A 12280-nucleotide genomic window follows, 5' to 3' on the forward strand; every position below is an offset into this window, starting at 1 on the left:
GCTTGCCACAAGCTCGTCATTGCGAGGAGCGAAGCGACGAAGCAATCCAGAATCCCACCGCGGCGATAGTCTGGATTGCTTCGCTGCGCTCGCAATGACGTTGTGGAGACAGCGCGGGCTACGTCACCGCATTCACGACCTGGAATTCCGGTCGCCTCCATACTTCGCCAACGATCACCTCCTCGATGATCTCGGCGGCCTTCATCACCTCGTCCTCCCCGATATACAGCGGCGTCAGGCCGAAGCGCATGATGTCGGGGGCGCGGAAGTCGCCAATCACGCCGCGGGCGATCATGGCCTGCATGGCGGCGTAGCCGCCGTCAAAGGCGAAGGAAACCTGCGAGCCACGCATCTCGTGCGCGCGTGGCGTCACGAGCTTGAGCTCCGGGCAGCGGCGCTCCACCTCCGCGATCAGGAGATCGCCGAGCGCCAGCGAGCGGGCCCGCACTTCGCCAAGATCGACGCGGTCCCAGATGTCGAGTGAAGCCTCCAGCGCAGCCATCGCGAGCACCGGCGGCGTGCCGACGCGCATGCGTTCCACGCCGCCCGCGGGCGCATAGCCGAGATCGAAGGCGAACGGCTTTGCGTGGCCCATCCAGCCCGAGAGCGCGGCGCGCGCCCGATCTGCGTGGCGCGGCGCGACGTAAAGGAAGGCCGGCGCACCGGGACCGCCGTTGAGATATTTGTAGGTGCACCCCGCAGCGAAGTCGGCGTCGACGCCGGCGAGATCGACCGGCAGTGCGCCGGCCGAATGCGCGAGGTCCCAGACGGTCACGATGCCCAGCGCATGCGCCTTTGCAGTGAGCTGCGCCATGTCATGGCGGCGACCGGTGCGGTAGTCGACCTCCGTGAGGTAGAGCACCGCAATCTCCTCCGACAGCGCGGCCTGGACCGCCTCCGGCGCCACGAGGCGCAGCTGGTGCCCTCGCCCGAGCGTCGCGATCAGGCCTTCGGCCATGTAGAGATCAGTCGGAAAATTGCCGGTGTCGGAGAGCACGATTTTGCGCTCAGGCTTCATATCGAGCGCGGCGGCGAGCGCCTGGTAGGCCTTGAGCGAGAGCGTGTCGCCCATCATCACCGAGCCTGCCTCCGCGCCGATCAGCCGGCCGATGCGATTGCCCACGTTGCGCGGCTGCACGTACCAGCCCGCCGTGTTCCACGCGCGAATGAGCTCATCGCCCCATTCCTGCCGGATCACGCGGTCAACCTTTTCGGCAACGCCCAGCGGCAGCGCGCCGAGCGAATTGCCGTCGAGATAGATCACGCCCTCGGGCAGATGGAAGAGCGCTCTGGTGTCGTCGTAGACGCGCAGTCGGGTCTTGGTCATGGCTGGCTCAAAGAATGGTGCGGACGCGCCAAAGTTCGGGAAACAGCTCGACCTCCAGCATGCGCTTGAGATAGCTGACCCCGCCGGTGCCGCCGGTGCCGCGCTTGAAGCCGATGACCCGCTCGACGGTGGTGACGTGATTGAAGCGCCAGCGGCGGAAATAATCCTCGAAGTCGACGAGTTTTTCGGCGAGCTCGTAGAGCATCCAATGCGTCTCCGGCGCCTCATAGACCTCCCGCCACGCCTCCAGCACGCCTTCGTTCAGGCTGTGTGTCTCGCGGACGTCACGCGCCAGGACAGAAGGCGGCATCGCGAGCCCCTTGCGGTCGGCGAGGCGCAGCACCTCGTCATATAGGCTCGGCGTCGCCAGCTCCGCCTCGAGAAGACGCGTGACCTCGGCGTCATGCGCATGCGGCTTCAGCATCGCGTGATTGCGGTTGCCGAGGAGATATTCGATCAGGCGATACTGGCTCGACTGGAAGCCCGAGGATTGCCCGAGCTTGGAGCGGAAATGCGTGTACTCGCTTGGGGTCATCGTGCGCAGCACGTCCCAGGCGCTGTTCAGCTGCTCGAAGATGCGGGAGACGCGCGCCAGCATCTTCATCGCCGGCGATACCTCGTCACGCGCGATGGCGCGACGGGCGGCGCTGAGCTCGTGAATGGCAAGGCGCATCCAGAGCTCCGAGGTCTGGTGTTGGATGATGAACAGCATCTCGTCATGCGCATCCGACAGCGGATGCTGCGCGCCAAGGATCGCATCCAGCTGGAGATAGTCGCCGTAGGACATCCGCCGAGCGAAATCGGTCTCGGCGCCCTCGGCGGTGGGATCGTAGTCGTTGCTGGTCATGACATCCCCTCTCAGATCTGCGTCAGTCCAGGCCAACCAGGTTCGCGGTGATTTTCGACGAGGGATCCTTGAGCCCGTCGACGACCGTGAAATGGTTGTAGCCAGGCTCGACCACCAGACGCGTCGGCACGTCAAAACCGGTCCAGACGTTTGCCATCAGCTCGGCCTGGCGGACGAATTCGGGCCGCTCGGCGCCGCCGACCCAGGCCGTGAGCGGCACGTGTCCGCGCGGCAGATGCAGCGCGGCGCTTTCGAGCGTCGCCTCCTCCAGAGTCATGCCAAGCGTGGCGTTCATCTTGGTCTTCAGCAGCGGGCGCAGATCGTGCAGACCGCTGATCGACAGCGTCCCGGCGATGCGGTTGTAGACTGCAGGCTCAAGCCGGCTGTCTTTGCAGAGCATACGGGTGACGAGATGGCCGCCGGCGGAGTGGCCGGCAAGCCGGATCGGTCCGGCGACGAGCGCGGCCGCGGTGGCGATTGCAGCCGCCATCTCGGCCGTGATGTCGGAGATGCGCGCGGCCGGCGTCAGCGTGTAGCTCGGCAGCGCGACGGCAAAGCCATGGTGGCGCGCGCCTTCAGCAAGGTCGGTCCACGACGATTTGTCGAACCGCATCCAGTAGCCGCCATGGACGAAGACGACGAGGCCCTTTGTGTCGCCATCGGGCAGGATCAGGTCGAGACACTGGCGCTCGCCTGAGCCATAGGCGATGTCCGGACGAAATGCCCTGAGCCCCGCGCGATAGGACGCGGCGCGCTCGGCCCAGAGCGCGGGCAGTGTGTCCGATCCCGGCACATGAGCCGAGTTGGCATACGCATCATCCCAATCGCGCATCGTTACTCCCAGACTCGCAGGCGACAGGTCGCCAGTCTGCCACCGGCCGCGCCGCCATCCTAGTCTTTATTTTAAGCTTAAAGCATTTAAAGGCGCACCTATATCGGGCACCGCTCCTCGCCCTGAGGAGCACGCCCTGGCGCGCGTCTCGAAGGGCGGGGCCACCGGCCACGCCGTCATCCTTCGTGACGCTTGCTTCGCAAGCTCCTCAGGTGAGGGAGTGCCACCACACTCCGTCATTGCGAGCGCAGCGAAGCAATCCAGAGTTCTTTCCGTGGCACCAGTCTGGATTGCTTCGTCGCTTCGCTCCTCGCAACGACGGCGGAGGGGGCAAAGGGCTACCCCTTCTCCACCCCGCACCATTCCGCGATGAACAGCGCCATCGCCTTGGTAGACTTCTTCAGCGACTCCAGATCGACATATTCATTGAAGCCGTGGATCTCGCCGCCGCTCGGGCCGAAGCAGAGGCTGGGGATGCCGTGGTTGAGGCCGTAGAAGCGGGTGTCGGTGAGCGCGGTGAAGACGAGGTCTTCGACCGCGCCGCCATAGACGGTGTTGAAGGCCTTGCCGAAGGCGGCTTCCGGCGCAGCCGCGTTGGTCAGCTCATAGCCTTCCGACAGGAAGCCGGACCATTCGACCTCGGGCGGATTGTTAGCGAGGAAACGGTGATTGCGCGCCGCGGCCGCGACGCAGGCCAGAATCTCCTTCTGGTGGTCGGCGATGGACCAGCCCGGCAAGACCGCGATGCGGCAATCGACGTCGCACCAGGCCGGCACGCTGGAGGCCCAATCGCCGCCCTTGATGATGCCGGGGTTGAAGTTGATGGGATGGTTGAGCGTCTTGAAATGGCGATCGGCCTTCGCGCGCTCATTCCACTCGATCTCGAGCTTTTGCAGCGCCTGGATCAGATGATAGGCCGCCATGATCGCATTCGCGCCGGAGCCGGCAAACGCCACATGGGTCGGATGGCCCTTCACGCGCAGGCGAAACCAGATCACGCCGACCTGCGAGCGCACCATCTTGCCGCCCGTCGGCTCCGGAATGAAGCAGGCATCGGCGCGATAGCCGCGCTGGAGCGTCGAGAGCGCGCCGACGCCGGTGCTCTCCTCCTCGATCACGGACTGGAAATGGATCCGCGCCTTGGGCCGAAGGCCTGCGGCCTTGATCGCATCGAGCGCATAGAGTGCGCCGATGGTGCCGGACTTCATGTCGCAGGCACCGCGGCCGTACATTTTGCCGTCCTTGATGACCGGCGCAAATGGCGGGGTGTCCCAGAGCTCCAGCGGTCCCGCCGGCACGACGTCGCAGTGGCCTTGCAGGATCAGTGATTTGCCGCCACTCGTTTGCGGGCGGTAGGTGCCGACCACCGTGCGCGCCTTGGAGAAATCATGCTCGATCGGACCGAAGCCGCGCAGATCCCTGAGTTCGTCGACATTGATGTGCCAGTCGTCGACCTCATAACCCCGCGCGCGGAGCAGATCACCCATCATATCCTGACAGGGCCCCTCAGCGCCGCGGGTCGAGGGGATCGCAACGAAATCGCGGGTGGTCGCAAGCTGGGCCTCGAAGCCTACATCGACGGCGTCGAGAATCCTCTGCTGCGTATCGGCATTCATGCTGGCAACTCCGTCAGGCATTCCAAAGAGCGCCGCGAAGCTAGCCGATTTCAGCCCTCCGGGTACTCCTCAAAATAGGCATCCAGCAATGCATCTTCGAGCAGTCGGCCCTCCGAATAACCATTCAACGTCGCTGGCCGCGTGACGCCGTCGAGCAGGCGCTTGCAAGGTTCCGGCGCGCCAAGCACGGTGCGCACGGGGATCCGCTCCGCATAGATTGGCAGTGCGTAGTCCTCATCGTCGTCTGCAAGGCCCTTGGTGCGAACCTTGGCGGAGGCTTCCTCGATCTCCATCGCGATGAAGGACGTCGCCTTGGCCTCCTGCGTGCTGCTTGGGCGCAAGCCCGCAGTGCGATCCGGGAAGAAGCGGTCGACCATGGCGACCAGCGCGCGCTGCTTCTCCTCCGCGTCCGTCACGAGGTAAGCGGTCCCGAAGGCCATCACCGCGCGATAATCCGCCGAATGATTGAAGCCGCAGCGCGCCAGCACGAGGCTGTCGAGATGCGCAACGGTGAGACAGACCCTTTGCCCGCTCGACTGGTTGCGCAGCATGCGGCTCGCGCTGGAGCCGTGCCAATAGAGCTTGGTCCCTTCCCGCCAGAAGAAGGTCGGCGTGCAATAGGGCTGGCCGTCGATCACATAGGAGACGTGGCACAGCATCGAGGAGTCCAGGATGCGGTGAACGGTGGCGTGATCATAGGACCCGCGATCATGGCGGCGCTTCACCTGGTTGCGGGACGAGACCGGATAGGACGTGGTGGCGATACCGTCGGACACGGCGGCTCCTGTCGTGAAATTGAATCTGGAAGGAGTTGTAGCGCCCCATTTGGTCTGCGATAGTGCCAATTCCATGCGAAAAATTCCGACCAATTCAAAACCGCCCCCGAAAGCCGCGCCGCGCAGGGCCGAGCTGCCGCTCGATTTTTCGGGAGCGCACATTACGGCGAGCGCTCCCTCGGCGCACCGGCTCTACCAGGCGCTCTGCCACGCGATCGTGGAAGGCCTGGTCAGGCCGGGCGAGCCGCTGCCGCCATCGCGGACGCTGGCGAAGCAAACCGGTTTCCGGCGCAACGCCGTCGTCACGGCCTATGAGCGGCTGATCGCCGACGGGTTTGCGGAAGCAACCGTCGGCTCCGGGACGTTCGTCGCTGCAAAAATTCCCGCGCGCGTGAGCGATGCGCGCAAGGCGAAGATCATCGTCGAGGCGCCGCGGCAGGGCACGCTGGCACTCGGCTGCACCCACATCGACGAGCGCTCACTGCAACGCTTCCGCGGCTTCGTCGGCCGGCGCATGCGCGCCTTCGGAAGTGAACATCTGCACTATGGTGATCCGCGCGGCAGCCGCGAGTTGCGCGTTGCGGTTGCCGATCATTTGCTCGCGGCGCGGGGCCTGCGCTGTGATCCCGACCAGATCATGCTGACCTCAGGCACGCTGCACGCCTTGCGCATCGTGCTCGGCGCGATCCTCAAAACCAACGACCAGATCTGGTGCGAGGATCCGGGCTACCCCACCGCGCGCGCGACGATCCTCCATTGCGGATATCGCGCTGTCTCCGTGCCGGTCGACGAGCACGGCCTGCGTGTCGCCAAGGGCCGGACGGCGGCACCAAGGGCGCGCGCGGCCTATGTCACGCCGTCGCATCAATTTCCGCTGGGCGTGCAGATGTCGATGCCGCGCCGGCTCGAGCTCCTGGACTGGGCGAGGGAGGCTGGCGCCTCGAGCCGTCGGTGGATCTGCGCATCGCCTCGCAGGCCAAGCACGCGGCCGGCGCGGAAGGCTGGCTGCTGGCCGACACCTATGCGCGCGCCCGTCCCCTGCCCGGTTTCGTCCTCGGCTTTTCCGGCCATTCCGTTCCGCAACTGGTGGCGTCAGCCGAAAAGCTCGCGACGCAATCGCTGGCCGCGCTTCGCGGCAGCGACATGCCGGCACGGCGCGCGTGACGAAGGTTCACTATGAGAATCGCGCGCGGCTTTCTAACATCGCCGCATCGAGGTTTGGATTTTTCGTCATGACCCATTTTCGCGCGATGAGCCTGTGCGCGCTGTTTGCCGCAGCAACAATAACGTTGGCGCGCGCCGACACGGTCGGGCGCGAGCAGGATATCGTCGGCTTGCGGCTTGGCCAGCGCGTGATGGTCGATGACGGCACCTGCCCCGCCGGGCAGATCAAGGAAGTGCGCGGTGCTAAGATGACCGAAAGCGGCATCACGGCGACACGCACCTGCGTGCCGCGGTTTGGACCGAAGTCGAAATAGCGTGCGGTCTACTTCGCCGGGTCGAACATGCACTGAAGGGTCGGCTTGGCGATCTTGGTGAAGGTCGGTCCGATCTCGGACTGCTTGGCGGCCGGCACCCATTCGTTCTCGATGGTCGGCACGCCGGTCTCGCTGATGCCGCGAAGCAGCGCTTCGCGCAGGTCGCGGTCCTCGACGACGGCGGCGGCATGATCATGCAGGCAGCCACAGACTTCCTCCGGGTGCGCCCAACGCCCAAGCATGTGCGGCGCGCATTGGCGCACGAAATCGGTGCGCGGATCCGGCAACCTGTTGGGAGAGCGCACCTGAGCCTGGGCAGCGGTGATCGTGAGGACGGACGCGAGGAAAGCTGCGGCGCAGATGCGAAACATGATGGCTTTTCTTGATCCTACCGGTCTTTTTTTCTGCGATCAGAGACGCGCGGCCATCACGATCGGCTGAGGCGCCTTGGCCCCAACCGGCGAGCCGCTATAGGCAAAGGTCCCGACGCCCGGCAGTCCGCTGTCGCTCGTTCCGGCCAGCGAGGATCCGGCGAGGACGAAGCCGAAAGCGAGGAAGAAGCTGAGCGCCCGCATGTGAAGTCTCCAGTTCCCGCGGCTGTGCGTCGCTACCGCTGATGGGGGTGATAACCATGGGCGGTTTCGTCCGTGATGCGCCAAATGCGGAAAATGGTTTCATCTTCGTGAGAATTGTTTCGTCGTCGCCGATGCGACGAAACATTAAGTCAAAAACCCCAATTATTTCAGTGAAGTCGCCTCGTGGCCGACGGCTGCTTCGCGGCCCTCTCCGGCGTTCCCGCAGCTGCCCGCGCGCGCTTGCGCTCACCGTCCCGAAGCAGCCGCTTCACACGCATTTTACGTTTCTCTGCTGAAGAGGAGCGCAAAGAAGCGCGAAGTTCCGCTGAACCGGGGTTGTTCCAGCGACGACCGACGCCTTCGAACATCGATAAGCCCGGCATCAAACCGAGGCTCAGGGTTGAGGGATGGCCATCATGATGGCTTTAGATCGCGCAATGGCGCGCGATGCGGACCAGGGTTCGGACCGCGCCAATAAGAGACAGAGGCAGTGCGGCGCCACCGGCGCGATGGCGCTGCAATCAGACCGCGGCTATGAGGCGGCACCGCAGGCGTTCGTGCGGCTGACCGGCTCGCTTCTCGCAAGGCCGCGCGCCAGCCGCAAACTCGTCACTGAGTGAAGAAGTCGCCGCACTTCTGAATGCTGGTATCCGTCGGCCCCCACGGCATGATCGGCACGGTCGAGGTCGAGTTCTTCGGCGAGCCCTCGATCAGCTTGTCGGAATAGACCATGTAGACCAGCACGTTGCGCTTGGTATCGCAGCCGCGCACGATCTGCATCTTCTTGAAGAACAGCGAACGGCGCCTTCGGAACATGTCGTCGCCCTGCTCCAGCTTGTCCTTGAACTTGATGGGACCGACCTGCCGGCAGGCGAGCGAGATGTCAGAGACCTCCTCGGCGAGCCCCAACCAGCCCTTGAAGCCGCCCTTCTCCGGTACCGTGAAATGACAGGCCACGCCCTCGACCTCGGGATCGTCGAGGCCATAGGTCGCGAGCTTGTCGTTCGGGCTCAGCCATTTGAACACGGTGGAGCGGCGGAAGATCAGATCGGGCTCATCGGCGGCTTGGGCGAAGCTGGCCGGCACGGCCATGAGCAGGAGGAATAAAGCGAGGCCTTTCAAGTGCATGCCAGAAAGACCGGGGAAACGAGATGACATGAAGTTCTCCGGTAACAAGTCCCCGCAATGTAGGGATTCGAGAGCTGATCAGGAAGGCGACCGGCTGACCCGCGCAGCCTCCGTTTACCGGTCTGTGAGGCTTTTTTGCTACGGCTTCGACAAAATTGGCTGATATCAGAACCGCTATAGTGGTGAACGCGTATCCCCTTTGCGAGACTAACTACTGATTTGGAAGACGGATTCGAGGATGAATAGCGTGAGCGTGACCGGTTCTTCTGGCGCAAGGGCGCGGTTGTGGCGGGTCGCCATTTTGACGGCGGCGGGTGCGATTGGCACCACGACCCATGCGGAAGCCGCGATGTATTACTGGTCGGACTACACCGACGGTTCTTACTATCACCAGCCGCAGCCGCGGATCGAGCGTGCGAATCCGCGCAAGCGCGCCACTGTTCTGGGCAAGAAAAAGAAAGAGAGCGGCGAGAAGGAGACCGGCGCCAAGCCGCAAGGGCCTCTGGTCATCGCCATCTCGATCGACCGGCAGAGGGTGACGGTCTACGATTCCAACGGCGTGTTCGCGGAATCGCCGGTGTCGACCGGCATGAAGGGGCATCCCACGCCGATGGGCGTGTTCAGCGTCATCCAGAAACACAAATTCCACCATTCCAACATCTATAGCGGCGCACCGATGCCGTATATGCAGCGCATCACCTGGTCGGGTGTCGCCATGCATGCCGGCGTGCTGCCCGGCTATCCCGCCTCCCATGGCTGCATCCGCATGCCGATGGCGTTCGCGGTGAAGATGTGGAATTGGACCAAGATGGGCGCGCGCGTGATCGTGACGCCCGGCGAGATGACCCCGCACAGTTTCTCGCATCCCCTGCTCGCGAGCCTGCGCGTCCCGCCGCAGCCGACGGCGAGCCTGGAGCAGCCTGCGACAACCGTCGCCGACAAGGCGGACAAGGGCGCCCCCGAGGCCATGTCTCCTGAGAGCAAGGCCGAAGAGAGCAAAGCCGCGGAGGTCAAGGCTGCTGAGGTCAAGAGTGTGAACGCCGAGCCGGCGATGGAGCTGCGCTCGACCGTCGGCCATACCGTGATGTCGGACGCAACCATTGGCAACGCGATGGCGCGCGAGGAGGCCCCCGCTGACAAGGCCCCTCCGAACGAAGACGCAAAGACGAACGGTGCGAAAATCGCTGACGCATCCGAGCCGGCAAAACCGCAAACGGACGAAGCGACCGCCAAGCCTGCTGCGAGCGCGAGCACCAAGCCCGAAGCTGTTAAGGCTGACGTTGCCAAGCCTGAACCGGCAAAGGCCGAAGCGACCGAGGCCAAGAAGCCCGATGTCACCGTGACGGCGCCGACGCCTGCAGCACAGCCCGCCGCCGATGCGAAAAAGGATCAGACCCGCATCACCGAGCCCGCGCCAGCCGCAAAGCCCGAACCGCCGAAGCGTACCGGCCAGATCGCGGTGTTCATCAGCCGCAAGGATTCCAAGATCTATGTGCGGCAGAACTTTTCGCCGCTGTTCGATGCGCCCGTGACGATCGCGGCCAGCGACCGTCCGCTCGGCACGCATGTCTTCACCGCGGAAGCCGACAAGAGCGATGCCAACGCGCTGCATTGGTCGGTGGTGTCGGTGCCCGTCGCCGTCCGCTCGGTGGAGCGTGACGACGACAGCCGCATGACTCGCCGCCAGCGCATGGCCGGCGTCATCCCGATCGCCGCAAAGCCTGTGATCACACCGGACAGTCCGGCCGAGGCGCTCGACCGCATCTCCATCCCCGCCGACACCATGGCGAAGATCGGCGAGATGCTGACCACCGGCAGCTCGATCATCGTCTCCGACCAGGGCATCAATCAGGGCGAAACCGGCGAAGGCACGGATTTCATCGTCCGCTTGCGCTAGGCCTCCGCATAACGCGGTGTTGAGCGCGCTTGGTCGCGCGCGCGGAGTATCATCGTCCCCGGATCACCTTCGGGGACATCGCCATGCTGAACCGCAGGACAATGCTCACCGCGGCGCTTGCCGCGATCACCAGCCCCGTCGCGACTCGCGCCCTTGCGCAAGCGTCGATGAGCAAGATCTCGGCTTACGCCTTCTCCTTCCCCGCGCTCTCCGGCGACGATATCCGGCTTGCCGCGTTTACCGGCCGACCGCTGATGATCGTCAACACAGCCTCGCTGTGCGGCTACACTCCACAATATGCTGGTCTTCAGGAACTCTGGAACGAGTTCCGCGAACGCGGACTGACCATCATCGGCGTGCCCTCGAACGATTTCGGCGGCCAGGAGCCGGGCGGCGTAACCGAGATTTCGGAGACCGCACATCACCAATACGGCGTTACCTTCCCGATCGCCGCCAAGGCCGTCGTGGTCGGTCCCAAGGCCCATCCGTTCTACAAATGGGCGGCGGAAGCCCGGCCGAAGGAAGTTCCGCGCTGGAACTTCCACAAATACCTCATCGGCCGCGACGGCTATATCGCCGAGGTTTTCGCCTCTGCTGTCGAGCCGACCGACACGCGCGTCAAGACCGCGGTCGCGAAGGCGCTCGCGGATAGCTGAGCTGGTCTCACGCGCCTGGGCACAATTGCCTAGCTGAGCCAAACAGCCGTTGCATTGGTGATGGCCCACCAACTAGGCTAGGATTGTCTGGGGCGGACAGGTTCGGACAGGGGCAAAAAAGCTACGGCCGAACAACGGTATCAATCTATCGAGGACAACATCATGCGTGTTGCGGCAGGACTGATTTTGGCGAGCGCGATCTCTCTTGCGATGGCGAGCGCCGCATGGTCGCAGACCCCAGCCGCGAAGCCCGCGGCAGCCGCGCAGGCCGCCCCCGCCGCAGCGCCGGCAGCGGCCCTTGCCGCGGCCGCCAGCCCGCCAGCAGCGGCACAGGGCGCGCAGCCGGCACGCGCCGCCTGCAGCAATCCCAGTGCGCTCGGCGTCGCCCGCACCGTCGAGATCGACACCACGGGTGGTCCAGGCTTCGGCTTCGAGCACTTCAAGGAGCTCGACTTCCTGCGCGACCACGAGGTCGTGCTGACCTTCGACGACGGCCCGTGGCCGAACAACACGCCTGCGGTGCTGAAGGCGCTCGCCGATGAATGCACCACCGGCATCTTCTTCCCGATCGGCAAGCACTCGACCTACGAGCCGGAGATCTTGAAGAAGGTCTATGCCGCCGGCCACACCATCGGTGCGCACACCTGGTCGCACGCCAACCTCAACAACAAGAAGCTCACCGATCAACAGAAGAAGGACGAGATCGAGAAGGGCTTCTCAGCGGTGAAATGGGCGCTCGGCGGCATCTCGCCCTCGCCGTTCTTCCGCTTCCCGGCGCTCCAGCACCCGCCGGAGATGGTGACCTATCTCGGCAACCGCAACATCGCGATCTTCTCCTGCGACCTCGACTCCTTCGACTTCAAGGCCTCCAAGCCGGAGAAGGTGATCGACACCGTGATGAAGAAGCTCACCAAGCTCGGCAAGGGCATCATCCTGATGCACGACTTCCAGAAGCACACCGCTGAGGCCCTGCCCGCGCTGCTCGCGCAGCTCAAGGCCGGCGGCTACAAGGTCGTGGCGATGCGCGCGAAGAGCCCGGTGTCGACGCTGCCCGAGTACGACCAGGAGCTGCTGAAGGACGTCAAGCTGCCGACTGTGAGCCAGCGCCCGGTCAACAGCGTGGTGACGACGGTCTCGGAATAGTCGCG

The 12280-nt window shown here is 64.5% G+C and carries 13 protein-coding genes and 1 pseudogene; 6 read left to right on the forward strand and 8 right to left on the reverse strand.

Annotated features, from left to right (window positions below; translation table 11 throughout):
- Positions 1–118: 118 nt before the first annotated feature.
- The 5 genes from kynU to Q2941_RS03900 all read right to left on the reverse strand — a co-directional run bounded on the left by kynU (position 119) and on the right by Q2941_RS03900 (position 5398).
- Positions 119–1327 carry a kynureninase gene (gene kynU / locus Q2941_RS03880; protein WP_458191699.1) on the reverse strand — a complete coding sequence of 403 codons (1209 nt, stop codon included), beginning with the start codon at positions 1325–1327 and terminating at the stop codon, positions 119–121.
- Positions 1328–1334: 7 nt separating this feature from the next.
- Complete coding sequence (gene kynA / locus Q2941_RS03885) at positions 1335–2174, reverse strand: tryptophan 2,3-dioxygenase (protein WP_458191700.1); 840 nt, start codon at positions 2172–2174, stop codon at positions 1335–1337.
- A 22-nt stretch (positions 2175–2196) separates the two neighbouring features.
- Positions 2197–3006 (reverse strand): alpha/beta hydrolase, encoded by an 810-nt coding sequence (locus Q2941_RS03890; RefSeq protein WP_458191701.1) that lies wholly within the window; start codon positions 3004–3006, stop codon positions 2197–2199.
- A gap of 338 nt (positions 3007–3344) precedes the next feature.
- Positions 3345–4622: an ArgE/DapE family deacylase gene (locus tag Q2941_RS03895; protein ID WP_458191702.1), complete on the reverse strand. Its 1278-nt coding sequence runs from the start codon at positions 4620–4622 to the stop codon at positions 3345–3347.
- Positions 4623–4672: 50 nt separating this feature from the next.
- Positions 4673–5398: a pyridoxamine 5'-phosphate oxidase family protein gene (locus tag Q2941_RS03900; protein WP_254112226.1), complete on the reverse strand. Its 726-nt coding sequence runs from the start codon at positions 5396–5398 to the stop codon at positions 4673–4675.
- A 73-nt stretch (positions 5399–5471) separates the two neighbouring features.
- Between Q2941_RS03900 and Q2941_RS03905 the strand changes: the two are divergent.
- Together Q2941_RS03905 and Q2941_RS03910 are read left to right on the forward strand one after the other, a co-directional pair.
- Positions 5472–6562 (forward strand): annotated as a pseudogene (locus tag Q2941_RS03905) (aminotransferase-like domain-containing protein).
- Positions 6563–6630: 68 nt separating this feature from the next.
- Positions 6631–6876 carry a DUF6719 family protein gene (locus Q2941_RS03910; protein WP_458191703.1) on the forward strand — a complete coding sequence of 82 codons (246 nt, stop codon included), beginning with the start codon at positions 6631–6633 and terminating at the stop codon, positions 6874–6876.
- A gap of 8 nt (positions 6877–6884) precedes the next feature.
- Here the strand turns inward: Q2941_RS03910 and Q2941_RS03915 are convergent, their stop codons facing one another.
- Both Q2941_RS03915 and Q2941_RS03920 read right to left on the reverse strand, forming a co-directional pair.
- Complete coding sequence (locus Q2941_RS03915; RefSeq protein WP_027523905.1) at positions 6885–7250, reverse strand: hypothetical protein; 366 nt, start codon at positions 7248–7250, stop codon at positions 6885–6887.
- A 36-nt stretch (positions 7251–7286) separates the two neighbouring features.
- Positions 7287–7451, reverse strand: coding sequence for a hypothetical protein (locus Q2941_RS03920; RefSeq protein WP_458191704.1), 165 nt, complete (start codon positions 7449–7451; stop codon positions 7287–7289).
- Positions 7452–7867: 416 nt separating this feature from the next.
- Between Q2941_RS03920 and Q2941_RS03925 the strand changes: the two genes are divergently transcribed.
- Positions 7868–8071, forward strand: a complete 204-nt coding sequence (locus Q2941_RS03925; protein WP_027523904.1) for a hypothetical protein — start codon at positions 7868–7870, stop codon at positions 8069–8071.
- Here the strand turns inward: Q2941_RS03925 and Q2941_RS03930 are convergent.
- Entirely contained in the window at positions 8061–8609 is a 549-nt protein-coding gene (locus tag Q2941_RS03930; RefSeq protein ID WP_254112223.1) for a CreA family protein, read from the reverse strand. The genes Q2941_RS03925 and Q2941_RS03930 overlap by 11 nt on opposite strands.
- Positions 8610–8817: 208 nt before the next feature.
- Between Q2941_RS03930 and Q2941_RS03935 the strand changes: the two genes are divergently transcribed.
- The 3 genes from Q2941_RS03935 to Q2941_RS03945 all read left to right on the forward strand — a co-directional run bounded on the left by Q2941_RS03935 (position 8818) and on the right by Q2941_RS03945 (position 12275).
- Entirely contained in the window at positions 8818–10476 is a 1659-nt protein-coding gene (locus Q2941_RS03935) for a L,D-transpeptidase (protein ID WP_254112222.1), read from the forward strand.
- A gap of 83 nt (positions 10477–10559) precedes the next feature.
- Positions 10560–11132 carry a glutathione peroxidase gene (locus tag Q2941_RS03940; protein WP_254112221.1) on the forward strand — a complete coding sequence of 191 codons (573 nt, stop codon included), beginning with the start codon at positions 10560–10562 and terminating at the stop codon, positions 11130–11132.
- 162 nt (positions 11133–11294) lie between these two features.
- Positions 11295–12275, forward strand: a complete 981-nt coding sequence (locus Q2941_RS03945) for a polysaccharide deacetylase family protein (protein ID WP_458191705.1) — start codon at positions 11295–11297, stop codon at positions 12273–12275.
- Positions 12276–12280 lie beyond the last annotated feature (5 nt).

It is taken from the genome of Bradyrhizobium sp. UFLA05-153 (assembly GCF_054185185.1).

Bases quoted from the DNA above. Each gene is read 5' to 3' on its own strand.
- kynU (WP_458191699.1), bottom strand. From the start codon at position 1,327: ATGACCAAGACCCGACTGCGCGTCTACGACGACACCAGAGCGCTCTTC.
- kynA (WP_458191700.1), bottom strand. From the start codon at position 2,174: ATGACCAGCAACGACTACGATCCCACCGCCGAGGGCGCCGAGACCGAT.
- Q2941_RS03890 (WP_458191701.1), bottom strand. From the start codon at position 3,006: ATGCGCGATTGGGATGATGCGTATGCCAACTCGGCTCATGTGCCGGGA.
- Q2941_RS03895 (WP_458191702.1), bottom strand. From the start codon at position 4,622: ATGAATGCCGATACGCAGCAGAGGATTCTCGACGCCGTCGATGTAGGC.
- Q2941_RS03910 (WP_458191703.1), top strand. From the start codon at position 6,631: ATGACCCATTTTCGCGCGATGAGCCTGTGCGCGCTGTTTGCCGCAGCA.
- Q2941_RS03920 (WP_458191704.1), bottom strand. From the start codon at position 7,451: ATGCGGGCGCTCAGCTTCTTCCTCGCTTTCGGCTTCGTCCTCGCCGGA.
- Q2941_RS03925 (WP_027523904.1), top strand. From the start codon at position 7,868: ATGATGGCTTTAGATCGCGCAATGGCGCGCGATGCGGACCAGGGTTCG.
- Q2941_RS03930 (WP_254112223.1), bottom strand. From the start codon at position 8,609: ATGTCATCTCGTTTCCCCGGTCTTTCTGGCATGCACTTGAAAGGCCTC.
- Q2941_RS03935 (WP_254112222.1), top strand. From the start codon at position 8,818: ATGAATAGCGTGAGCGTGACCGGTTCTTCTGGCGCAAGGGCGCGGTTG.
- Q2941_RS03940 (WP_254112221.1), top strand. From the start codon at position 10,560: ATGCTGAACCGCAGGACAATGCTCACCGCGGCGCTTGCCGCGATCACC.
- Q2941_RS03945 (WP_458191705.1), top strand. From the start codon at position 11,295: ATGCGTGTTGCGGCAGGACTGATTTTGGCGAGCGCGATCTCTCTTGCG.